Origin of the sequence: Secundilactobacillus malefermentans, from assembly GCF_008033155.1 — a bacterium.
Classification (GTDB): domain Bacteria; phylum Bacillota; class Bacilli; order Lactobacillales; family Lactobacillaceae; genus Secundilactobacillus; species Secundilactobacillus malefermentans.
The window spans coordinates 1,648,492-1,672,531 of the sequence record NZ_CP042371.1 but is presented as its reverse complement, the minus strand read 5'-3'; the positions used below and the strand labels follow the sequence as shown (position 1 = coordinate 1,672,531).

General features: G+C 39.2%; 22 protein-coding genes, 2 tRNA genes and 2 pseudogenes. 5 read left to right on the top strand and 21 right to left on the bottom strand.

Annotated features, from left to right (window positions below):
• Positions 1–21: 21 nt before the first annotated feature.
• The 13 genes and pseudogenes from FGL90_RS08150 to FGL90_RS08090 form a co-directional block, all read right to left on the bottom strand.
• The gene (locus FGL90_RS08150; RefSeq protein ID WP_010620648.1) at positions 22–921 is read right to left on the bottom strand and encodes a F0F1 ATP synthase subunit gamma; all 900 of its coding nucleotides are present in this window, start codon (positions 919–921) and stop codon (positions 22–24) included.
• Positions 922–948: 27 nt separating this feature from the next.
• The gene (atpA, locus tag FGL90_RS08145) at positions 949–2,487 is read right to left on the bottom strand and encodes a F0F1 ATP synthase subunit alpha (protein ID WP_010620647.1); all 1,539 of its coding nucleotides are present in this window, start codon (positions 2,485–2,487) and stop codon (positions 949–951) included.
• Positions 2,488–2,516: 29 nt separating this feature from the next.
• The gene (gene atpH / locus FGL90_RS08140; protein WP_010620646.1) at positions 2,517–3,062 is read right to left on the bottom strand and encodes an ATP synthase F1 subunit delta; all 546 of its coding nucleotides are present in this window, start codon (positions 3,060–3,062) and stop codon (positions 2,517–2,519) included.
• Positions 3,052–3,573 (bottom strand): F0F1 ATP synthase subunit B, encoded by a 522-nt coding sequence (gene atpF / locus FGL90_RS08135; RefSeq protein WP_010620645.1) that lies wholly within the window; start codon positions 3,571–3,573, stop codon positions 3,052–3,054. The genes atpH and atpF overlap by 11 nt, the downstream gene beginning before the upstream one ends.
• 52 nt (positions 3,574–3,625) lie before the next feature.
• The gene (atpE, locus tag FGL90_RS08130; RefSeq protein ID WP_010620644.1) at positions 3,626–3,838 is read right to left on the bottom strand and encodes a F0F1 ATP synthase subunit C; all 213 of its coding nucleotides are present in this window, start codon (positions 3,836–3,838) and stop codon (positions 3,626–3,628) included.
• 41 nt (positions 3,839–3,879) lie between these two features.
• Positions 3,880–4,596, bottom strand: a complete 717-nt coding sequence (gene atpB / locus FGL90_RS08125) for a F0F1 ATP synthase subunit A (protein ID WP_147657652.1) — start codon at positions 4,594–4,596, stop codon at positions 3,880–3,882.
• A gap of 326 nt (positions 4,597–4,922) precedes the next feature.
• Positions 4,923–6,464: pseudogene (locus tag FGL90_RS08120) on the bottom strand (IS1182 family transposase); the annotation flags it as partial.
• Between the two features lie 150 nt (positions 6,465–6,614).
• Complete coding sequence (upp, locus tag FGL90_RS08115; RefSeq protein ID WP_147657648.1) at positions 6,615–7,244, bottom strand: uracil phosphoribosyltransferase; 630 nt, start codon at positions 7,242–7,244, stop codon at positions 6,615–6,617.
• 90 nt (positions 7,245–7,334) lie between these two features.
• Positions 7,335–8,597, bottom strand: a complete 1,263-nt coding sequence (gene glyA, locus FGL90_RS08110) for a serine hydroxymethyltransferase (RefSeq protein WP_010620641.1) — start codon at positions 8,595–8,597, stop codon at positions 7,335–7,337.
• A 68-nt stretch (positions 8,598–8,665) separates the two neighbouring features.
• Entirely contained in the window at positions 8,666–9,694 is a 1,029-nt protein-coding gene (locus tag FGL90_RS08105) for an L-threonylcarbamoyladenylate synthase (protein ID WP_010620640.1), read from the bottom strand.
• Positions 9,675–10,550: a peptide chain release factor N(5)-glutamine methyltransferase gene (gene prmC / locus FGL90_RS08100; protein WP_010620639.1), complete on the bottom strand. Its 876-nt coding sequence runs from the start codon at positions 10,548–10,550 to the stop codon at positions 9,675–9,677. Before prmC ends, FGL90_RS08105 begins: the two co-directional genes overlap by 20 nt.
• Positions 10,543–11,625 carry a peptide chain release factor 1 gene (gene prfA / locus FGL90_RS08095; RefSeq protein ID WP_029327625.1) on the bottom strand — a complete coding sequence of 361 codons (1,083 nt, stop codon included), beginning with the start codon at positions 11,623–11,625 and terminating at the stop codon, positions 10,543–10,545. Before prfA ends, prmC begins: the two co-directional genes overlap by 8 nt.
• 14 nt (positions 11,626–11,639) lie before the next feature.
• Positions 11,640–12,224: a thymidine kinase gene (locus tag FGL90_RS08090; protein WP_010620637.1), complete on the bottom strand. Its 585-nt coding sequence runs from the start codon at positions 12,222–12,224 to the stop codon at positions 11,640–11,642.
• 205 nt (positions 12,225–12,429) lie between these two features.
• Between FGL90_RS08090 and FGL90_RS08085 the strand changes: the two genes are divergently transcribed.
• Complete coding sequence (locus FGL90_RS08085; RefSeq protein ID WP_010620636.1) at positions 12,430–13,779, top strand: Mur ligase family protein; 1,350 nt, start codon at positions 12,430–12,432, stop codon at positions 13,777–13,779.
• Positions 13,776–14,480, top strand: a complete 705-nt coding sequence (locus FGL90_RS08080) for a type 1 glutamine amidotransferase (protein WP_010620635.1) — start codon at positions 13,776–13,778, stop codon at positions 14,478–14,480. Before FGL90_RS08085 ends, FGL90_RS08080 begins: the two co-directional genes overlap by 4 nt.
• A gap of 36 nt (positions 14,481–14,516) precedes the next feature.
• Here FGL90_RS08080 and FGL90_RS08075 read toward each other — a convergent pair whose 3' ends face one another.
• Together FGL90_RS08075 and FGL90_RS08070 are read right to left on the bottom strand one after the other, a co-directional pair.
• Positions 14,517–15,527, bottom strand: coding sequence for a serine hydrolase domain-containing protein (locus tag FGL90_RS08075; RefSeq protein ID WP_010620634.1), 1,011 nt, complete (start codon positions 15,525–15,527; stop codon positions 14,517–14,519).
• Positions 15,528–15,619: 92 nt separating this feature from the next.
• Positions 15,620–15,988: a hypothetical protein gene (locus tag FGL90_RS08070; RefSeq protein ID WP_056973818.1), complete on the bottom strand. Its 369-nt coding sequence runs from the start codon at positions 15,986–15,988 to the stop codon at positions 15,620–15,622.
• Between the two features lie 354 nt (positions 15,989–16,342).
• Between FGL90_RS08070 and FGL90_RS08065 the strand changes: the two genes are divergently transcribed.
• Positions 16,343–17,581, top strand: coding sequence for an IS110 family RNA-guided transposase (locus FGL90_RS08065; protein WP_010620861.1), 1,239 nt, complete (start codon positions 16,343–16,345; stop codon positions 17,579–17,581).
• A gap of 273 nt (positions 17,582–17,854) precedes the next feature.
• Here the strand turns inward: FGL90_RS08065 and FGL90_RS08060 are convergent.
• Positions 17,855–17,927: transfer RNA gene (locus FGL90_RS08060), tRNA-Glu, on the bottom strand.
• Positions 17,928–18,119: 192 nt separating this feature from the next.
• Between FGL90_RS08060 and FGL90_RS08055 the strand changes: the two genes are divergently transcribed.
• Positions 18,120–18,191: transfer RNA gene (locus FGL90_RS08055), tRNA-Gln, on the top strand.
• A 186-nt stretch (positions 18,192–18,377) separates the two neighbouring features.
• On the opposite strand, the pseudogene FGL90_RS08050 reads toward FGL90_RS08055, so the two are convergent.
• Both FGL90_RS08050 and FGL90_RS08045 read right to left on the bottom strand, forming a co-directional pair.
• Positions 18,378–19,464, bottom strand: a pseudogene (locus FGL90_RS08050) (PTS transporter subunit IIC).
• 203 nt (positions 19,465–19,667) lie between these two features.
• The gene (locus tag FGL90_RS08045; RefSeq protein WP_010620631.1) at positions 19,668–19,997 is read right to left on the bottom strand and encodes a hypothetical protein; all 330 of its coding nucleotides are present in this window, start codon (positions 19,995–19,997) and stop codon (positions 19,668–19,670) included.
• Between the two features lie 172 nt (positions 19,998–20,169).
• On the opposite strand from FGL90_RS08045, the gene FGL90_RS08040 reads away from it, so the two are divergent.
• On the top strand, positions 20,170–21,201 hold the full coding sequence (locus tag FGL90_RS08040; RefSeq protein WP_147657646.1) for a branched-chain amino acid aminotransferase: 1,032 nt from the start codon (positions 20,170–20,172) through the stop codon (positions 21,199–21,201).
• A 60-nt stretch (positions 21,202–21,261) separates the two neighbouring features.
• On the opposite strand, the gene FGL90_RS08035 is transcribed toward FGL90_RS08040, so the two are convergent.
• From FGL90_RS08035 to FGL90_RS08025, 3 genes are all read right to left on the bottom strand, one after another.
• Positions 21,262–21,684 carry a hypothetical protein gene (locus tag FGL90_RS08035; protein WP_010620629.1) on the bottom strand — a complete coding sequence of 141 codons (423 nt, stop codon included), beginning with the start codon at positions 21,682–21,684 and terminating at the stop codon, positions 21,262–21,264.
• A gap of 28 nt (positions 21,685–21,712) precedes the next feature.
• Positions 21,713–23,059: a glucose-6-phosphate isomerase gene (locus tag FGL90_RS08030; protein ID WP_010620628.1), complete on the bottom strand. Its 1,347-nt coding sequence runs from the start codon at positions 23,057–23,059 to the stop codon at positions 21,713–21,715.
• Positions 23,060–23,154: 95 nt separating this feature from the next.
• Positions 23,155–24,012, bottom strand: a complete 858-nt coding sequence (locus tag FGL90_RS08025) for a GRP family sugar transporter (protein WP_010620627.1) — start codon at positions 24,010–24,012, stop codon at positions 23,155–23,157.
• Positions 24,013–24,040: the final 28 nt, after the last annotated feature.

The following is a 24,040-nucleotide window of genomic DNA, read 5'->3' as shown; positions in this document are numbered from 1 at the left end:
GTTTAAATTTCCTCCCGTTCATTATTGATTTAATGCTTCTTGACCACCAGTAATTTCGGTGATTTCAGTCGTAATAGCAGCTTGTCTTGCTCTGTTATATCGTAATTCCAATTGACCAATTAAGTCAGTCGCATTATCAGAGGCTGACTTCATTGCAGTTGAACTTGAAGCGTGCTCTGCAGTCTTAGCGTCAAGGATTGCGCCGAATATTAAGCTTTCAGAATACTGGGGCAACACAACTTTGAGCACCTCTTCTACTGAAGGCTCTACATCATAAGACGTAGCCAATTGATGTACATCAGATTCTTCTGAATCAGCGGTTCCGAGTGATTCCTGATCAACAGGAAGCATTTTTTCACCACGAAAAGTAGAAGATATTCTGTTTACAAAATGGTCATAACAAACGTAAAGTTCATCAAATTCACCATTTTCATACATGTTAGTTACCGTTTTGACAATTTCTCGAACCTCATTAAAGGTCGGAATATCGCTAACGCCGCGGTATTCGTAAGCAACGTTTTCGCCACGTTTCTTATAGAAATCTGCTCCGGTTCCACCAACTGCCAAAATGACATAATCCTTTGTGTCCTTTTGGTGCTCTTCTATAAACTGATTTGTATCACGAATAACATTACTATTATAACTACCAACCATGCCACGATCTGAAGTTACAACCAAAAATCCAATTTTCTTAATTGGACGATCAGATTGTAAATCACTAGAAGCATCATTCAATAGCTGGGACTTGGCAAGGTGCATTACAACGGCCTTTACTCGGGACACATAATCCTGATAGCCAATGGCTGACTTCTGAATCTGATTCAATTTAGACGTCTGGACCATTTGCATAGCGGTCGTAATTTGTCTTGTGTTTTTAGTTGAGGCAATGCGATGTTGAACATCGCTAATTGATTCAGCCATTATTATTCACCATCCTTCCCAACTACTTTATTTGGCAGCTTTAGCATCTTCTTCTGAACTTGCTGAACCTTGGAAGGTATCAGAAAATTCTTGAACAGCTGCTTTTAGCTTATCTGTATCTGGTAACTGACCAGTGGTTGCAATTTCATCCAACAGATCCTTGTGAGAACCATCGAAGTAATCAAACAAACCATCTTGGAAAGTCAAAATATCTTCTACTTGAATTTTATCCAAGAAGCCGTTTGTCAGTGCAAACAAAATCAAAACTTGTTTAGAAACTGACAGTGGTGAATGAAGTGGTTGCTTTAGAACTTCAACAGTACGAGCTCCACGATTAAGCTTTGCTTGTGTTGCTGCATCTAAGTCAGAACCAAATTGCGCAAAGGATTCAAGTTCATGATATGAAGCAAGATCCAAACGTAATGTTCCGGCAACCTTCTTCATTGCCTTAACCTGGGCATCACCACCAACACGGGATACAGAAGTACCGGCATCAATCGCTGGACGAATTCCAGAATAGAATGAATCACTATCCAAGAAGATCTGACCATCAGTAATTGAGATAACGTTGGTTGGAATGTAGGCTGAAACGTCTCCAGCTTTAGTTTCAATAATAGGTAATGCGGTCATCGATCCTGCACCCAATTTATCACTAAGCTTTGCAGCTCGTTCAAGTAAACGTGAGTGGGTATAGAAGATATCACCAGGATAAGCTTCACGACCAGGAGGACGACGAAGAATCAATGAAAGCTCACGATATGCGTCAGCTTGCTTTGAAAGGTCATCATAGACGATCAAAACGTGTTTGCCATTGTACATGAATTCCTCACCCATGGCAGCACCAGAATAAGGTGCAATATAGAGCAATGGAGCGGGCTCAGATGGCCCAGCAGTCACAACAATTGTGTAATCCATTGCACCATAACGACGTAACGTTTCGACCTGTGATCGAACAGTTGAGTCTTTTTGACCAATCGCAACATAGATACAAATCATGTCTTGGTCTTTTTGATTAATAATCGTATCAATCGCAACCGTTGTTTTACCAGTCTTACGGTCACCAATGATTAATTCACGTTGACCACGACCAATAGGAACAAGCGAATCAATCGCCTTCATACCAGTTTGTAATGGTTCAGAAACTGATTGACGGTCCATAACACCAGGCGCCTTTTTCTCGACAGGTCGAGTATGGTCTGTATTAATGTCACCCTTACCATCAACAGGTTGTCCTAAAGAATTGACAACCCGACCAATCATGGCGTCTCCAACTGGAACTTCCATGATTCTGCCAGTTCTCTTAACAATATCGCCTTCTGTGATTTTTGTGAAATCACCAAGAACAACGATACCAACGTCATTGCTTTCAAGGTTTTGAACCATTCCATAAACCCCGTTACTAAACTCTAGTAATTCACCAGCTAATGCGTTTTCGAGACCATGAGCTCTGGCAATACCATCACCAACATAGGTAACCGTACCAGTTTCTTCAACTGAGAGCTCATCTTTGTAGTTTTCTAATTGTTGCTTAATTAGAGCACTGATTTCCTCAGCTTTAATGCTCATAAAAGTTTCACCTCTTTATTAGATATGCTTTATCCTAATAATGTTCGGCGAATCTGATTTAGCTTAGTTTGTAAGCTACCATCAAAAATCTTACCAGCAGATTTCATAATCACGCCACCTAAGATATCTTCGTCAACCTTACTATTAAGAATTACTTTTTCTGCTCCAACTCGTTTGCCAAATTCATCAGCAAGACGTTTTTCTTGAGCATCATCAATTGCGACTGCAGTAATAACGTCTGCATGAATCGTATGATTCTTCTCATTATATAAAATCTCAAACTGATTAATAATTGAAACGAGATAGTTTATCCGACCATAATCAAACGTCATCTGAATGAGATTCTTAACGTACTTTGAAGTTGCCCCTTCAATAAAAGGTGCAATTAAACTTTTACGTTCAGACTCAGCCAGCGTGGCGTTGGTTAAAACGGAACTAAGCTGTGGGTTGTCCTGAAAGACAAGGCGAATTTGCTTTAATTCTTCGTAGCCAGATTCAAGTTCCTCGTTTTCAACAAGCACTTCAAAGAGCGCTTTTGAATAACGTTTAGCTACTGTCATTTCATCAAGACTCATTGTGCTTCCCCAACCCTTCGATATAAGAATCGATCAATGCTTTTTGATCATTAGCGTTTAATTCTTTATGAATGATCTTGGAAGCAATCTCAATAGATAGATCAGCTACATCATTCTTTGCATTAGATAAAGCATCCTGGCGCTCCTGCTCGATATCCTTTTGAGCATTTGACTTTAATGTCTGAACGTCAGATTGTGCATCAGCTAGTAAACTAGTACGAGTTTGTTGACCCTGTTGCTTTGCATCGCTAACGATTGAAGAAGCTTCTTTATGAGAATTTGCAAGTGCTTCTTGACGTTGAGCAGCAAGTTTAGCAGCATCTGTTCGAGACTGTTCTGCGGAGTCAATGTCATTTGCTATTTTATCTGCTCGATCTTGCATCATCTTATTAACAGGCTTCCAAGCAACAAGCTTGATTAACCACATTAAAATAATGAAACAAATTGCATAAAATAACATATCACCAAGGGCAAGACCCACGCCTGGAACAATGGTTAAATGTGCGAGCATCTATTGACACCTCCTTTACTTTCGATTTATGACTCACAAGTTAAAAATGAAATTACTTGTTCATAACTAACAATGCGACAACGAAAGCAATAATCGGCATAGCTTCAACAAGACCAACACCGATGAACATGTTTGAACGTAATTGACCTGATAATTCTGGTTGGCGTGCCATACCCTCTAACATCTTTGAAATAACGATAGCATCACCGATACCACCACCAACGGCGGCACCAAACATAGCAATTCCTGCAGCAATAGCTCCCATAATAATTGTTTCCTCCTAAAAATAATAGTTTTTATAAATCATTACTCAGCTTCAAGTTTTCGTGAAATGTAAACTGATGACAATGTCAAGAAGACATAAGCTTGAATTGCACCAAGGAATAAGGAGAATCCTTGCCAAATCATTTCAATCGGAACTGAAACAATCAATGTTGCAATTCCATGAGAAAATGCCATTTGTCCAATAATCTTCAGCAACATTTCGCCGGAATAAATAACTCCGAAAATACGAAGACCTAAAGTTAAAAAGTTTGTAAACTCTTCAAAAATACTAATTGGTAGCCAAAAAACAAATGGCTTCAAGTAATTTCGAAAATGTTGCTTGTAACCCAACTTAGCGACACCCGCAAACTGAGCTAACATTATCGTTGCAAGCGAGAACGTTAACGTAATCATCGGGTCCGACGTCGGACTTTTAACATAATCCTTCCCACCAACTGCAATCTGAATAAACAGACCTAGTTCGTTGGAAACAAACAAAAACAGAAACAGCGTAAATCCATAAAGACCAAAAGCTGAAGCCTCGTTTCCGGGTATTTGGCCCTTCAAAATTCCGTTAGTGAAATCAATTATCCATTCCAAAACGTTTTGACCCTTACCCGGTTTCATTGTCAGCTTTCGTGATAACGCAAAAACTAATAAAAAGACTATGATAAAGGCAATTAATCCGGAAATAACGTTACCGGCGTTAAACGTTAAGCCTAAAAACTTAAAGGTTGGAACTGAAGATGGATCACCCACAGAAAATCACCTCTTTTCACAAGCAAATATAGTGCCAACCCTGATCAACCTGATTAAACAATCATTAGATCAAAATGCACTAGTAGTGAATGTGTCCTGTTACTTCGCATTCGAAATACACAAGAAATCATACCACCGATTTAATAAAAATACAAAGTAATCTTACAGAAAATTTAGAACGGCAAAATTTGCTTTCTTCCTATATAAAAAGTGGCTGGGACAAAACTGACCTCTGAATAAAAAAGTAGTTGGAAAAACTTATTCACTAAGTTTTTCCAACTACTTTTTTGACTCTGCTGACGACTTGAAAGGATGATTTTCATCATCTTCTTTAAGTTTCCGGCCATTAAAATGATCCCCAATTCATTTTTGGCTTTTTCTAACCCTCTGACTGATAAGCGTTTGAACGCCAAATTAGCCTTCAAGTTACCAAAAACTGGCTCAACTTCAATTTTACGCTTTGCGTAAATTGAAGCACCTGTCTTACTTGAAAGCTTAACTCTAATTAATCTTTTTTCCATTTCCCAATGCGGATTTATTTGGATTGACCGTTGGTTACCCCTTTCCGTAATCGAATAGTGATAACCTTCGGGATCCTCGTATTGATTGGCTTCATATTTTCGAATGGTCCGCTGAAACCCATACTTATCAGTCCTGTTATAGACTTGTTTAAAGGAGAATTGAATATGATGCTGATCAGTGAAACTGTCAGTTGCGTTATCATAGGTCCAATTCATAACCTTATTGGCATCATTTTTATACTTCTTGGATTGTTCTTTTAAATACATTGTATAGGGAATAAGTGGCGTCGCTTTAAAATCCTTTAAAACAAAGTCATAATTTGGTTCACTACCATAACCTGCATCCGCTACTACGTAACGGAACGTGGCCTTTCTTTGTTGGACTTGATTCAAAAATGGGACTAGCGTTCTTTGGTCAGCTGGCCGTTGATTCAAATCATAAAATAGGACAAATTGATTTTGAGTACCAATCTGTAAGTTATATCCTGGTTTTAATTGACCATTTTGCATTGGATCTTCCTTCATTCGCATAAAGGTTGCATCATGATCAGTCTTAGAAAAACTGTTTCGGTTTCCCAGAATTTCAAGATAATCTTCATATTTTTGCTTCCGAGGCTTTAAATCCGAAGTAATAATATGCTTAAAATGTTTTAGTTTTCTTCGTCGTTGCTTTGATGGCGAGCCACCTTTAATGACTTTTTCTGCACTAATTTTCTGATCGAGGTCATCAATATCATGTTCTAATTCACGTTCTGCATGATCTAACTTCGCCAAAGTGCCTTCGGCATCAGTTGCTAGATTAACCTTTTCTTGAATCATGTCATCAAATAAGGCGCTAGCTTTTTCCTCTAACTTGGCATCATTTCGTTCGACGCTTTTTCGCCAAACAAAGGAGTATTTATTGGCATCTGCGACAATCTTTGTGCCATCAATAAATAACGATTCGTCATCTACTAAACCATATGCACTTAATTGTTCATGAAATTGAAGAAACATTTTTTTGATAATCCCTTTTGCTACTTGTGAAATTCGAAAGCGATTAATGCTCCGATAACTTGGGACTTCGTCCGGATTACCAATTAACCACTTCATTGGTAGGTTTTCCTCTGCCATTTCTTGGATAGCACGGCCAGAAAACGTATGACGCATATAAGCAAATAATAGGAGTTTCATCATCATCGCTGGCGAATATTTTGGTCGCCCAAACTTGTCAGCATCCGGATACAGAATTTCAGTGGGAATACTATCTACAAAATCACTAATTGAAACGACAATATGATTGGGATTAATTTTAAATTCAATTGGAAATGTTAATATGGTTTGGTTATTGTTATAATGTTTATACACGGTGGGCACCAACTTTCTTATTTTGTGGTGATTTAAGATTAACAGATTTGGGCACACCGTGCCTACATAAAATGAAAGAACCAGGAATTCAAATTCGAATTCCTGGTTCTTTTATTTTAGATTAGGACTTTTGTCCCAGCCACTCCATATTTATTTTGTACCGAATAATCGGTCTCCCGCATCCCCAAGTCCAGGGACAATATATCCGTCTTCATTTAGCTTTTCATCTAATGCAGCCGTATAGATATCTATATCTGGATGAGCTTCTTGCAGTGCCTTAACACCTTCTGGAGCAGAAACTAGACACATAAATTTAATGCTGGTTGCCCCGCGCTTCTTCAAAGCATCAATTGCCATGATAGCTGATCCACCAGTTGCAAGCATTGGATCAACCACATAAACCTGACGCTGATCAATATCAGATGGCAATTTCACAAAATATTCGTGTGGCTTTAATGTCTTTTCATCACGATACATTCCGATATGACCAACCTTAGCAGCTGGAATAAGTTCCAAAATTCCGTCTACCATACCAATTCCTGCTCGAAGGATTGGCACAATTGCCACTTTTTTCCCGGCAAGTGTCTTAACCGTTGTTTTTCCAATTGGCGTTTCAATCTCGACGTTTTCGAGGGGCATATCCCTCGCAACGTCATACGCCATCAAAGTAGCAATTTCGTCAACGACTTCCCGAAACACTTTTGTACCGCAATTCTTATTTCGAATAATCGTCAACTTATGTTGAATTAACGGATGATCTAGCACTTGAAACTTACCCATTATAGACACTCCCTTGGTATTTCTTTCTATTGTACCATTTACATACGAAGTGAGTGGTTTAAATTTAAAAGAAATTGACCAATTTATCCATTATTTTTCAAATATAACTGGTTGGACATATGCCTCAATCGGATGCTTTTTACTTAGTTCCAGAACTTCTTGATGTAAGGCTGCTAATTTTGCTTCATCATCGCGGGCCTGAATAGCCTTCAAAATGATGTGTGCAACTGCTTTACTATCTACTTCATCAAATCCTCGCGTCGTAATGGCCGGCGTCCCGAGTCGTATTCCTGAAGTCTTAAATGGACTCAGTTTTTCATTAGGAATTGCTTCCTTATTCGTCGTAATTTGGATTGAATCGAGTAGCTCTTGAACTTGTTTCCCATTTAATCCGGTCTGACTAACATCAATTGTCATTAAATGATTATCAGTTCCACCAGAGATGACCCGAACGGTGCCCGATGACTCAAACACCTCCGCCATCGCCTTTGCGTTTTTAATGATTTGACGGCTATATTCGGTGAAAGCTGGCTTAAGATCTTCACCAAATGCAATTGCTTTCCCAGCTATTACATGTTCCAACGGTCCTCCCTGAGTTCCTGGGAAGACAGCTGAGTTAATCTGTTTAGCGTACTTTTCTTGAGATAAAATGAGTCCTCCACGAGGCCCTCTTAGTGTTTTATGTGTGGTAGTGGTCACGACATCCGCAATTCCAACTGGGTTGGGATGCAACCCAGCAGCTACTAGTCCTGCAACGTGCGCCATATCAACCATCAAATAAGCACCAACTTCATCTGCCACCACTCTAAACTTTTTCCAATCAATAATCCGGCTATACGCAGAGGCCCCCGCCACAATTAACTTGGGCTTGACCTCTTTTGCCAAATCTAAAATCATATCAAAATCTAACAGTTCTGTATCAGGGTTAAGGCCGTAACTATATGAATTATAAATTTTACCACTAAAACTGACCTTAGCACCATGCGTTAAATGGCCACCCGCATCAAGGCCCATCCCCAGAATAGTATCACCAGGTTTTAAAAATGCAGCATAAACCGCTTCATTTGCCTGTGAACCTGAATGAGGCTGCACATTTGCATACTCAGCACCAAATAGTTGCTTTGCGCGATCAATGGCAAGCTGCTCAACAACATCAACAAATTGAGTGCCACCATAGTATCGCTTTCTTGGATATCCTTCAGCGTACTTATTGGTTAAAACTGAGCCTTGTGCTGCTCTAACTGCTGGTGAAACAATATTTTCCGAAGCAATAAGCTCGATGTTCTGTTCCTGTCTTTGCTGTTCGTCCGCAATTGCTTGCCATACTTCTGGGTCTTGGTCTTGATAATTCATATAATCGACCCCCTTCTATTAGTTAGCTTGATTTTATCAAATTGGCATATCGTCTGTATAGGTATATGTTAGTTAATTTTATTTACATTAAAGTGGGTTTGACCTGCGGATTTGTTTAACCGATTCATATAGGCAACCCCAATCCCGTTTGCATCAAACGCTTCCGTTAAAATAACTTTTATTTCTGGTTCGTCATCGAATTTTCTGAGCCCTGCAAAAAGTAAATGACTAGCAGTTTGGACATCCTGCCCCAACGAGAAGAACTCAACGTTTTGGGGTAAATCAAAGCCCTTATATAATTTTTCAGTTACCATTAATCCTACTTTATATGGCTGCTTGCCGGCCCATTCAAGTGCAATTTTAAAATCACTTGGGCTATCAACAACGTACACTTGGGCACTAGGAGCATAGTGTTTGTACTTCATTCCCGGTGCCTTTGGAACTTCCGTTAGACCAACGTGATGCTTATTAGAAACAACTTCACCAATAACTGATTCCAACTGTTCGATACTAAGGGCACCAGGACGCAAGACCGTGGGGGTGTCCGTAGACATATCCAAAACGGTTGATTCAACACCAAATTTTGTGGGACCATCATCCAAAATACCGGCAATCTTACCTTTTAAATCGTGGTAAACGTGCATGGCTAAAGTTGGACTTGGTTTCCCTGACGTATTAGCTGAAGGACCAACCAATGGAACTCCGGCTTCCCTTATTAAAGAAAGCGTTGCTTCACTTGCTGGCATCCTGAATGCCGCTGTCTCCAAACCACCCGTAACGTGGGATGATAATGCACCTGGTTTCAGCTTAAAAATTAATGTCAGCGGTCCTGGCCAAAATGTTTTAATCAATTTTTGCGCCTTCTCAGAAAGTGGAAGTGCATATTTCTCGACCGTTTGAACATCTGCAACATGCACAATTAGCGGATTATCACTTGGTCGTCCCTTCGCTGCGTAAACCTGTTTGACTGCTTCAACATTGGTTGCATCCGCACCTAATCCGTATACCGTCTCCGTTGGAAAGGACACCAGGTTCCCCTGCTTTAATTGCGCTGCAGCTTCTTTTATTTGATCTGTTTTATAAATTTCCGTTTTCATCATTAATGCTCCCTTCAAAGTCAACGCGAACCATTCGGTCATGGTTCTCCATATCTTTTTTTACTGTAACCCTTGCAAGCGGAAAGGCTTCCACAAAAATTTGTTTGACAGCTTTCGCCTGTTTAAACCCAATTTCTAAATATAGCGCTTTCGTCTTCACCTTTTTTTGTTTTAGGGCCTCTGCGAGTCGTTCATAGATTTGCAAGCCATTATGCTCTGCGAATAATGCCATTTTAGGTTCGTAATCAATGACGCTTTGATCCATCAAACGAACTTCATCTGCAGCAATGTACGGTGGATTTGAAACAATAATATCAAAGGTTCTTCCCCTCACCGGCTCAAGTAAGTCACCCTTTAGTAATTCAACTTGCAACTTTAACTGATTACTATTCTCCTCAGCCACTTTAAGGGCTTCCGCTGAAATGTCAGTCACCGTCACTTGCCAATTTGGTTGTTCAGCCTTAACGGAGAGACCAATGGCGCCGCTACCTGTTCCAACATCTAACACTGATATATCGTCAACCTGCTGATTGTCCATCAAAATCCATTCAACTAATTCTTCAGTTTCCGGTCTCGGAATGAGAACATCTTGGTTGACCTTGAAAGTACGTCCGTAAAATGGTGCGCTGCCAATAACGTATTGAGCTGGGATTCCCTCACTATATCTTTGGACATCTTGCTTAAACTGTAAAAAAATAGCGTCAGGCATTTCGTCTTGATACCGTTTTAATAAGTCAGTTTCACGCCATTGCTGTCTTTCAAGCAGTAAAAATTTCCCGGATTCTTCCTCTAATTGATGCTTTTTTATAAACAAAGAAGCCCATTTCAGGGCTTCAAAGTAGGTCGGATTACTCATTCTTCAAGTTCTCCAATTTGGCTGCTTGATCCGAAAGTATTAATGCATCAATAACTTCCTCTAATTCGCCATTCATAATTCTATCTAGTTTATTGAGTGTTAACCCGATTCGATGATCAGTTACTCGGTTTTGAGGGTAATTGTAGGTTCTAATTCGTTCTGAACGATCACCCGAACCCACGGCTGACTTACGTTCTGCATCATACGCATCCGTTTCCTGCTGTTGATAATAATCGTAAACCCGTGCTCGTAAAATTTTCATTGCTTTTACACGGTTTTGTTGCTGTGAACGTTCATCCTGCATGGCAACTACAATTCCAGTAGGTAAATGGGTCATTCTGACAGCTGATGACGTTTTATTGATATGCTGACCACCAGCACCTGATGACCGGTAGACATCTGTCCGAATGTCTTTAGGATCAATATCGATATCAACATCTTCTGCTTCAGGCATTACACCAACGGTTGCCGTAGACGTATGTACCCGTCCAGCCGACTCAGTTACTGGAATCCGTTGAACTCGATGAGCACCATTTTCGTATTTGAGCTTTGAATAGACTTTGTTACCGGTTATCATCAGAACAATTTCCTTAAAACCGCCGACTTCAGTTTCGCTCTTATCAATGACTTCAACCGTCCAATTTTGCTTTTCAGCATATTTGGTATACATATTAAATAGGTCTACCGCAAATAGACTGGCCTCGTCACCACCAGCTGCACCGTGGATTTCCATAATGATATTTTTATCATCATTAGGATCGGTTGGTAGTAGTAAAATCTTGATTTCATCTTCAAGACTTGTCTTTTCTGCTTCTTGTTCTTTCAACTCTTCTTTGACAAGTGCATCCATATCATCATCAAGCTTTTCTCGGAGAAGTTCATTGTTCTCTTTAATCTGCTCGGTAACTTTTTTATATTGATTATATTTTTCGACAGTTTCGCGTAACTCGCCCTCTTCTTTTGAGAGTTTCATAAAACGCTGAGTATCAGCAATAATCTCAGGATCACTGATTAATTCATTCAATTCATCGTAACGGTCTGCAACTGCCTGTAATTTTTCGAACATTTCGTCCATGTTGTCTTAATTCCTCATTTCCCTAGCATATCAATTGGTGGATTATTGTAATGGCGCCGGCAAACTGGGTAGTAAGCTTCATTACCGCCAATTTGAACCTGTTCGCCTTCGTAAACCGGTTTATTATCGTGAAAGCGTAAATTCATAATGGCTTTTTTGGTACAGAACCAGCAAATCGTCTTCATTTCTTCAATTTTGTCTGCATATAGCAACAAATATTCGGAGCCCTCGAACAATTCATTTCTAAAATCGTTCTTAAGTCCAAAGGTCATAACTGGAATATGAAGCTCGTCAACAATTTTAGCCAATTCTAAAACATGCGCCTTTTTCAGAAATTGCGCTTCATCAATCAGGATGCAATTGGCATTGGGGTTAATTTTTTTGACTTCATCATAAATATTAGTTTCATCAAATATTGGATGCGCCTTTCGCTCAAGACCAATTCGACTTGCTACCATTCCGACTCCAGTTCGATTATCAACGCCACTCGTCATAATAATGACTGGCTTATTTTGTTCCTCATAGTTATGAGCAACTTTTAAAATTTCGATTGTTTTACCACTATTCATTGCACCATATTTAAAAAATAACTGAGCCACTGATCAACGCCACTCTTTCTTTCCAGTTTCCTGTCCATTATAGCGGATTTACTAGTAAATTTCATTACTATTTATTAACTCAAAATGCTAGGAATTTCATAAGCTAACTCTTTGTATTCGGTAAAGCAGGAAAATCATGCTAAAATATAAATTTGAAATGTTAATTTGAAACTTAATTTTGTAACTTATTTGGAGGAACAATCATATGTCATTGAGAAGTGGACTCGCAAGTTTTGTCGGGCGATCATCTTACTGGTTTTTACATACTTTCTTTAAAGGGGGAAGTTCATTACCTGGTAAACTTGCAGTCAAAATGGATCCAGAAATTTTAAAGGATTTGGGATCTAAATATGACGTCATCATTATTACTGGGACGAACGGAAAAACACTGACAACTGCACTTACCGTCCGAGTACTTGGCCAAAAATACCAAAGCTTATTAACCAATCCAACTGGGTCAAACATGATTCAGGGAATTGTGACCACCTTTTTGGAAGCACCAAAAACCAAAGACGCAAAACCAGTTGCCGTCCTTGAAGTCGACGAAGCAAATATCGTCCTAGTAACTAAGTACATCAAACCTAAAGCATTTGTTTTTACAAATATTTTTAGGGATCAAATGGATCGTTACGGTGAAATCTACACCACTTACCAAAAAATATTAAACGGTGTTGCCTTGGCACCAGAAGCCACAATCATTGCAAATGGCGATGCACCAATTTTTCATTCCAAGCATTTACCAAATCCAATCGTTTATTACGGCTTTAATCATGAGCCTGACGGCGAGTTAAAGGCTAAACCAAACACGGATGGCATTCTTTGTCCCGTTTGCCAAAATATTTTGCACTACAAATTTTTAACCTACAGCAACCTTGGTAAATATTACTGTCCGGAATGTGGCTTTTCTCGTCCTGAGTTAACTTATTCATTAAATAAACTCGGCGAGCGAACCCCTACTAGTTCGAAATTTGAGATCGATAACCATCCTTACAAAATTGAAATTGGTGGCATGTATAATATTTACAATGCTTTGGCTGCCTACGCCGTTGGCCGCTTTATGGGTGTATCCTCTTCCCAAATTGCAAAAGCGTTTGAAAGCGATAAAAAAGTCTTTGGTCGACAAGAGGAAATTACAGTTGGTGATAAAAAGCTTACTTTGATTTTGGTAAAGAATCCAGTTGGTTTGAACCAGGTTCTTGATATGATTAGCACCGAAAAAGATCCCTTCTCATTCATTTCACTCTTAAACGCCAATTATGCAGATGGTATTGATACAAGTTGGATTTGGGATGGTAATTTCGAGCTCTTACCTCAACTTAACATCAAAGCCTTTATGACCGGAGGCGAACGTTATAAAGACGTTACCTTCAGACTCAAAGTGGCCGGTGTTCCACAGGATAAGTTAATTGTTGAACCGAGCCTCAGTAAGATTATTGAAAAGGTTCCACAACTACCAACCGAAAAGATTTACGTTTTAGCAACTTATACGGCAGTTCTACAACTAAGAAAAGAACTCGCAAACAAAGGATACATTAAGGAGGGCATGAGTATATGACCTATGAATTAAACGTCGCTCATCTATATGGCGACTTAATGAATACGTACGGAGATGTTGGCAACATCTTGGCACTCAACTACTATGCTGAGCAAATGGACGTTAAATTAAACGTTAGCATCGTCAGTTTAAAGGATCCCTTTGATGCCAGTAAATTTGACCTCGCCTTCTTTGGCGGTGGTCAAGACTACGAACAAGTCATTGTTTCTAAAGACATTCAGAATAAAAAGCAATCACTCACAGCCTTCATTGAAGATGATGGTCCTGTGCTCGCCATTTGTGGGGGTTACCAACTTTTAGGTCACTATTATGTTGGTGCTGATGGTGAAAAGATCCCTGGAATTGGGGCTTTAGATCATTACACGCTTGCGCAAGATAATAACCGTTTCATCGGTGATATCGTTATTGAAAATCAAGAATTTGATGAGCAATACCACGGTTTTGAAAATCATCAGGGTCGCACATTTTTAGGAAAAGATGAAAAGCCATTGGGCGTCGTCCTTTCCGGTAAAGGAAACAATGGTGAAGATAAAACGGAAGGTGCAATTTACAAAAACGTTTACTGCTCCTACTTTCACGGACCTATTTTGACAAGAAATGGGAATATTGCTAAGCGTCTTTTAGTTGCCGCATTGCAACGAAAATATCCAGAACAAGATTTTTCAAAGCTTGCTTCAATGCCAATTCCAGCAACGTTTTAAAAAAATGGTCTACCAATTATTTTTGGTAGACCATTTTTATTGCTCTTTTTCAGTTAAATAGCTTTGAATTATTTCATTTCGTCGATCAAGAAATGGTTCATTTGGACTATTCGGATGAATTCGATTTGACAGGAAGATCATCGCCTGCTGTTCTTGCCGATCAATAATCATAAATGTCCCGGTAAAACCTGAATGCCAAATGCAATTGTGGTGATCATTCGTGTGAGACTTAATGAGTGCCCAGCCAAGTGACCGCTGGGTAATCCCTGGTGCGTGATTCTGCATCAACAATTTCTTCGTTGAATTTTTTAATAGTGTTTCATCATCATTCATCATTTGAGTGGCAACCTTGATTAAATCCGTTTTTGTTGAAAATAATCCGGCAGAGCCACAATCCATCTTTAGTATGTGTGCTTTTGGATCGTGCACGGTGCCCCTTATTAGTCCCCTAGTTGGCGAATTTTCAGTTGGGACACATTCTTGTACATTCGTTGGATTAAACGTGCTTGAATTCATCTCTAGTGGCCGCAATACCCTATTCGTAACTAACGTTTGAATTGGACGCCCCAAAATTGATGCAGCAATCCACCCCAAGAAAATAAAATTAATGTCGCTATAGGTCATCTTTTTATTAAAATCATCGCCAATGTGTAACTTTAAAAGGGCCTCAATCAATTGCGCCTTAGGCAATTGATTACGATTCTTAATATAGCCAGTAATTCCAGATGTATGCGTCAATAAGTGACGAATAGTGACTTGAGGATACTGCCACTCTGGTAAATAGTCACTGATAGAATCTTCTAAGGTTAACTTATTGCTTTCAAGCAACTGTAGAATAACATTAGTCGTCCCAACTACTTTCGTCAGTGAAGCAACATCATAAAGCTGATTTTCTTTCAAGTCTTCAATATTAGGAATCAGCGCCTCACGCCCATAGATGTTTGTTGTCAAATCGTTCCGTTGCAAATTAACCATGGCATATGAAACTCCGGGTACGGTCCCATCGTCGACAAGCCGTTTGATTAGTTCAGTTGTTTTCAGATACACGAGACCACTTCCTTTGCTAATATTCTAACCCTATTCTACTTTCAAAAGGATTTCAATTTCAATGTCCATAAAGCAGCTTTCTTAAATCCAACTTAAGTTTCTAAGTGATCTCGTTTTTGTTCAATGTGAGAATCATCCGAAGGCCATCTTTTGTCTTCAAAACCTAAAAAATCAATTGTTAGTAACGTCTTCTTCCGTAACTCATGCAAAACTAATTCCAAAAACACGAGATTGTCATAACTGGATTCAATAGAGTGCAATGGAATTGACCGTTTTCGCTGACGAGCAGCCTTAGAATTAAAGAAAAAATTTATTTTTCCTTCAAAACTTTCGTTAGTTACGGAAAGCCAATATTGCGTCCGGTTCACTCGCGCGTCAAATAATGGAACCAATCGATCATAAATTAGCTTTGCCTCTCTGCGTGCCACCTCTGCTTCTGTTTCATTTTTTTCATCCATCATACTCATTCCTTCCTCGTATTATTAAAATTAATATCTTTTAGTTTTTTGTTCAATGTTTAGATGTTGCGTGATATTCTCTAGTTGTTCATTGGATTTAGGTCCAACTGGTATAGGCTTAATTCCTCCTGCAGTTTAATCTGCTTTAATAGCATGCCGCCCAGGCAATTCGAACAACCGCAAACCACAAGCTGTAGTGACTGAATTGATTTGTTTTCACTCGCGTGAAAACGCAGCTAAATTAGTTTCTGTCTAGTCTACTTATATTGCGAGGATGCCCGTAGAATTGTAATTAGGGAACATCATGCAGCACCTAAGCTTATTCAATCAAATAAAAGTGAAAGGAGGTCCTATCCCATGAACTTATTTATTGGTATTGACGTTGGTAAACTTAATCTAAGTTATTGTGCAATTAACTCAGATGACCAATGCCTATTTCAGGATGAGGCAAGTAATGATTTAAACGGTGCTTCTCAAATCAAACAAGCTATTCTTGCAGAAACCAAATTATCGGATTACCAAAAGGTAATCGTTGGTATGGAGGCAACTTCTGTCTATAATTTTCATCCAACTACGTTTCTGTCTGAAGACCAAGAGTTACAAAAAAATCAGCTCGAGGTTATTACCATTAATCCTTACACTTCTCATCATTTTAGTGAATTGTTTGATGATGGTAAAACCGACGAGGTAGATGCAAAACAGTTAGCCGAATTAATTCGTGTGAAACCATTGGGAACATCAGTTGTGCGTCAGGAAAAATATATGGCATTACAACGCTTAACCAGGGAACGGTATCATCTTATTCATCAACTAGTAGATGCTAAAAATCAATTTTTAAATAATCTCTACTATCGCTGCAATACCTTAGATCAAACACTACCCACATCTGTTTTTGGTTCGACGATGATGTCTTTAATTACTGATGAAGAACTAAGTCTAGATGAAGCTGCTGCAATGCCACTAGATCAGTTAGCTGTTAAATTACAACAGCTAGGTCATGGTAAATTTGGTAATCCAGAAGAAGTAGCTAAAGCCATTAAGAAGGCCGTTCGGTCTTCCTATCGACTATCTAAAGCAGTTACTGAATCAGTAGATTCAATTCTGGCGGTTTATGCTGAAATTATTCGTACACTTCAAGCACAAATTACAAAGCTCGATAAATCAATTCAACAACTTTCAGTGCAAATTACCGAAATCAAATGTCTCACTAGTATTCCTGGAATCGGTGCCGTATTTGCGGCGGGTATTGTATCCGAAATTGGTCAAATAACTCGTTTTCCAAATGAAAGTCACATTGCTAAATATGCTGGCTTAGCTTGGATGCCACATGAATCAGGAACTAGTATCCGGCAATCCACTCCTCGTACCCGTAAGGGTAACCAATATCTACGTTACTACTTAGTTGAAGCTGCCAACTCAGTAAGACGTTACGATCCAACATTCCAACGTTACTATCAAAAAAAATATAAAGAGGTTCCTAAGTATCGTCACAAACGAGCTGCCGTTTTAACAGCACGTAAGTTGGTTAGATTAGTAGACGTTCTAATTCGAAATAATCAACTTTACGTACCACCAGAAACTGGTATAGCTGAATAAATGACGATAACGGAAACGAGCGTAGCTCGGTGAAATTCTTACTTTCAGCGGGCTGGGGTAGATATGCTCTAAATTAACAAATTTTACGGGCTTTCAGGCTTATCACCTTCTTGACTTATTACCACAAGGCTATTCGCAGAAGGCTTCTGTCACATTTATTCAATTAATTTCTAAACCAATTATCAAACATACGTTCGTAGTTGTCAATTGAAAAATTTTATAAAAAAAGCTTTTGCAGCAGAATCGCTACAAAAGCCTATGTGACGCTATTTATCACCCGCATGGGGATCGAACCCATAACTCAGCCTTGAGAGGGCTGCGTCTTAACCAATTTGACCAGCGGGCAATGGTAAATTTCAGTACAAATAATAAATTACTATAATTTAGCGATAAAGTCAACTAGTTACCTGAATAAAAAATGAACAATCGGTTAAAAATACAATGAATTTCAAAACTCACTTCTGAATGTTCATTCAAGTATTGACATGATAAACCAAACAAGATAATATTATTAAATGTCAGATGACTTAATATTCATTGGGTATTCGCCAAATGGTAAGGCAACGGACTCTGAATCCGTAATTTACTGGTTCGATCCCAGTATACCCAATCACTTATAATATAGCTGTTCCCAACAGATTATCTTTACTGTTGAGAACGGCTTTTTTGTTGTTTCAATAATGAATCACCCAACCCGTCAATCCTTAAATACCAAAAGAAACGGACTTCGCTTTCCCCCTTCCCCCCAAAAAGACCAATTCTCAATCGAATTGGTCTTTCATTTAAAAAACTAATATTAAACAATTTCTAGATGTAGGTCATCTTTTTCTGCCCAGTGGAATGCCCGCATTAAGCGATATCCGGTTACAGAAATAACGGCTGGAAGCAGAACCCCACAGAACAAGTATACCCAAAGTGAATTTAAGTTAGTTGAAGCCAAGTTAATGGGTGCAATTAATGAAGTCAATCCCAGTCCACCGATTGTATACGGAACACTGAAATGGAAGAACATCGTTCCCACTGCCGCACTCACCATTGCGGCCACAAAGGACGGCAGACATAACCGCGGATTTTTCAGCAAGTTTGGAAACTGAACTTTAGGTGTGATAAAGCCTTGAGCAATATTCGCACCGATGTTGTTTTCTTGAAATGACATCACAAGAAAACCAACAAATTGAGCAGTCGTTCCGATTAAAGTGGCACCCGATGAAATTGGATCTAGCGCAATGGCAATTGCCAATGCGGCCGATGAAGCAGGTGTCATTAAGAAAATAGCAAAAGCCAAAGCCAAAAGCATTGAACCAATTAATGGGCTAACAGTCATCGCACTAGAAACCCATTTGCTGAGTGCATTAAGTGCGGGGGTCGTAACAGCACCGGCACCTAATCCAAACAACGTTCCAACAGCAGTTGAAGCAAGTGGAACTAACATCATATCTAGCGGCGTTTTACCAGATAAATACTTACCAACCATGACCGCTACAATCGCTGCCAGAACGGCACTAATTGGTTGCCCAGTCGTAAATAGCATGCTTGAAGCGGCTTCATGCATCTGCCAGCCAGTTGCTGTTGTTCCATTAACCGCAGCAGACGTGAAGTAAACCCTATTTGCACCCACAGTTGCCGAAATCATTGAGCTAAACATGACCAATGTATTGACTTTCATTTGTGATGCAACGGCTGCACCAAATCCTGCTGGTAAAAGGACCTGGGCAATTGCCCCAATTTGATAAAGTTGGTTCCAATGAACAATGTTAGCAACGGATTGAAATAAAAAGACCAACACCTAACATAACTAAAATAGCATTTGAAACCGCTGCTGAAACATTATAAACATAATCTTTAACGGACATTCGGCCGTCAGCTGTTTGGGTATTTTCCATATATGTATCCTCCTGGGATTTAAAGTTGTTCTCGATGAAACTATGTATGATTAAATTTTGATGAGAACTTGATGATAAGTTAATCATTTACCCTAATCCTTGTCAACCTTTTTTTATGACTTTTTTAAACTAAAAAATCCTGAACAAGTGAATTAAAGATTCACAGTTCAGGACTTCTATCAAAAATAGCCATTGTTTATTTTTTACTCATATGAAAGTTCTAGCAAAAACATATTCTTTTTATTTAAGTAGCCCGTCGTAATCCAAACATCTCGGTAATCGGGTTTCCCTTGATTTGTATACTCATAAAATTGATCCAGCAAATCGCCATGCATACTAACAAATTCTGGAGACATTCGATTAACCATTAACCGGCCCTCAGGAAAATAGGTTTCCCGATTTGCCACGGATACCGTGTCCGGAATTCCCATAGTGACAACATTAGAATATTCACCCTTCTGAAAATGAACCTTATCAGGATGTCTACTTACAAAAGTCATAACATTATAAATTGAATCCGAATTACTTGCCAAGTACGGACATCTCCTCTTTCTGATTATGCATGACTCATTATAACAAATCCTAACTTATCTGCCACATTTTAATCCCATTTACATTAACTAGGCTTGACGAATTGCGGGAAAAAAGATATTCTAGTAATCAAATTCTCATTAGAATTTAATCTAAGATCAAGAAGGTTGGCTTATGGCAAAACAAGTTGCAAGTGACATAGATTGGAATAACTTAGGATTCGATTACATGGATTTGCCCTATCGTTTTCGTGCTTATTACCACGATGGCAAGTGGCAAGATGCCGGATTAACAGAAGATAGTACCTTACATATTAGTGAAGGCTCAACCGCCTTACATTACGGCCAAGCAGATTTTGAAGGAATGAAAGCCTACCGAACTAAAAGTGGCGAAATTCAATTATTCCGGCCAGACCGAAACGCTAAACGAATGAAAGACAGTTGTACCCGTTTACTAATGCCAGCATTTCCAGAAGATCAATTTGTACAAGCTGCAAAAGAAGTTGTAAAAGCAAATGCAGATTTCGTCCCTCCATATGGAACTGGCGGAACCCTCTATCTTCGCCCATTAATGATTGGTGTCGGTGGCAACATTGGTGTTCATGCCGCAGATGAGTACATTTTCACCATCTTTGCGATGCCAGTTGGTAGCTACTTCAAAGGTGGCATGGTTCCAACAAACTTTATTACATCTGATTTTGACCGTGCTGCTCACAAAGGAACCGGTCAAAGCAAGGTTGGCGGGAACTATGCTGCAAGTCTCTTACCAGGCGATGAAGCCCATAAAAACGGCTTTTCTGACTGTATCTATCTTGATCCCGTTAATCATGAAAAAATTGAAGAAGTCGGTTCAGCAAACTTCTTTGGTATTACTAAAGATAATAAATTTATCACACCAAAATCACCTTCAATTTTACCAAGTATTACCAAGTATTCTCTCCTTTGGTTAGCTAAGAATCGCTTAGGACTTGAGGTTGAGGAAGGTGACGTCTACATCGATCAGCTTGATCAATTCACCGAAGCAGGTGCCTGTGGTACTGCTGCAGTTATCTCACCAATCGGTGGTATTTCTCATCATGGGAATTTGCACGTATTTTACAGTGAAACCGAAGTTGGTCCAATTACCACGCAATTGTATGACATGTTAACCGGTATCCAATTTGGCGATGTGGAAGCACCTGAAGGTTGGGTCCAAAAAGTCGAATAAATAGATAGTAGAAAAGGGAGAACAGCAATTGCTGTTCTCCCTTTCGCTTTCTATCCAACTTTAAAATTTAACTTGTTTCGTTCCGTTGCCTAATCCTAAATCAGCTTCAGTTGACTGAATATGAATTTCATAGACATCAAGTTGGTCACCAATTAATGCTAATACCTTATCAAAATCAGGTACGTCAGCCAAAAACTTATCTTTCATTTCCGCTAACGTTCTTTTTGAGGCTATCCCAACGGCGTTATTTGATGCCACATGAGCATTTCCCTCTTCAGGAACAGTTGAAAAAGCAATCTTTTCACTACTCAAGAACTCTTGAACCCCTTTGGAATCACGAACCGACGCAAAGTAAATGATATTAGGCGTTTCCTTTTCCCAAACGAAATTCACAATTCTAAGATTGGGTATCCCATCAATACTAGTTGCGTATGCCAATTTGTTGGCACCGTCGAATACCTTCTCTAAACCATTCTGTTCCATTCTTCAACGCTCCCTCTCATTTAATTGATTATAGACGCTTATTTAATTTTTCTCCTAGTTCTTCATAGCCAGGTTTACCAAGTAGCGCAAACATATTGGATTTATAGCTTTCAACACCAGGTTGATTAAATGGATTAATCCCATTTAAATAACCAGAAATTGCAACTGCTACTTCAAAAAAGTAGATTAAATAACCAAGTGTATAGGCTGTCTGATCAGGAATGTGAACACTCATATTAGGAACGTCGCCATCTGTATGAGCTAACACAACCCCTTGGAAAGCTTTCGTATTGACGAAATCCATTGTCTTTCCTTCGAGATAGCCCAATCCATCTAAGTCTTGGTCTTCCTTTGGAATATCAACGTCATGATTTGGCTTATCAATTGTGATAACTGTTTCCATTAAGTTTCGCATTCCCTCTTGAATATACTGTCCAAGGGAATGTAAATCAGTTGAAAAGTTTGCTGAGGAAGGATAAATTCCCTTTTGATCCTTACCTTCAGATTCACCCATCAATTGTTTCCACCATTCTGCAAAATACTGTAAGTTTGGCTCATAGTTTTCGAGCAATTCGGTTGTATACCCCTTGCGGTATAAAATATTTCTTAATGCCGCATACTTGTATGCCTCATTTTTCGTTAAATCAGGATTTGTGTATTCTTCCTCTGCATCAGCAGCACCCTGCATTAATTGATCAATATCGGCACCTGAAGCTGCAATTGGGAGTAACCCAACTGCAGTCAGTACTGAATAACGTCCACCAACGCCATCAGGAATGACAAAAGTTTCATATCCTTCAGCATCTGCTTCTTGCTTGAGGGCTCCCCGCTCCTTGTCAGTTGTGGCGTATATTCGGGCCTTGGCACCCGCTTCGCCATATTTAGTTGTCAGTAGGTTCTTAAAGATTCTAAATGCAATAGAAGGCTCTGTGGTAGTGCCAGACTTTGAAATAACATTAACTGAAAAGTCACGATCACCAATCAAACCGATTAGATCATGGATGTACGATGGGCTAATTGAATTTCCTGCAAAGAGAATCTGTGGTGCCTTCCGTTCATTATCTGGCAAATAGTTAAAAAATGTATTGTGTAGAAAATCAACTGCCATCTTGGCGCCTAAGTAAGAACCGCCGATTCCGATTACAACGAGTACTTTAGAATCAGATTGAATCTTTTTTGCTGCCTCTTTGATTCGAGCAAACTCTTGTTTATCGTATTCAGTTGGCAAATGAAGCCAATCTCGATACTCGCTGCCTGCACCTGTTCCTTTACGTAGCTCATCATCCGCTGCGTTTACCAACGCCTGCATTTCACCGAGTTCATTTTTATGGATAAATTTATCTAACTTAGAATCATCAAAACTAATATGCGCCATTATTCTTACCTCACTTTTTATTGAATAGCCCCATTATAGTCGAAAACACAAAAAAAATAAATGGTCTAGTCCATTTATTTAATCTTTTTGCTATTTTATCTCATTGAACTTAAAATCACACCACCAACGATAACTAAAATGGACCCGATTGTGACATAGACCATCTCTCTCGAAGTTTTCTTTTCGCCAAGCAAGAAAATACTACCGAACGTTGAGATAACAATTCCCATTTGAGAAATTGAATAACTGATTGCTAATCCAACGGCTGGAATTGAGAGGAACATGAAGAAGTTACCAACACCCCATACAACACCAGTAAGGATGTTTTTGTAAGTTCCTTTGTTCCAAGGATCCTTGTTCAAGGAATAGACTAACGCCCCGAGTAACATTCCAATTGATTGTGGGAATACAATTGCTTTTGAATCAACGCTCCCCCACGTCACAATGACTGTGTAAAGAACATAACCCACCGTAGAGAACGCAAGTGCAAATGCACCAGCACCAATATTTTCGCTCTTCTTAGTAATGGCATTCGTCTTTGTATCTCTTAAAGCAGTTAATGTCGCACCAATAATTAAAATAATAACGGCAATTGTGCCACTTGTAATCATTGCTCCCGTCTTCCATTCGTGGAAGATAACGACACCGGCAAGAGCATTTCCTGCTAACTGAAGTCCAGTTGACATTGGAACCGTTTTTGAAATTCCAATTGCCTTCATTGATTGGAATTGACCCAATTGACCGAAGAACCAGAAAATACCAGACAAGAAACCAATTACCCATACTTTAGTCGTAAGTGTTGGTTGGAAAATAACCAAACTTAGAACCCCAAATATTACAGCTCCAATGGTCATTCCCAAGGTCTGTTGACTTGGTGATCCCCCCATTTTACCACTGATTAAGCCAATACTACCCCATGCTAAAGCAGGGATAAGCGCAATTAAAGTTGTCATGAAAAATTTCTCAATTCCTTTTCAAGTT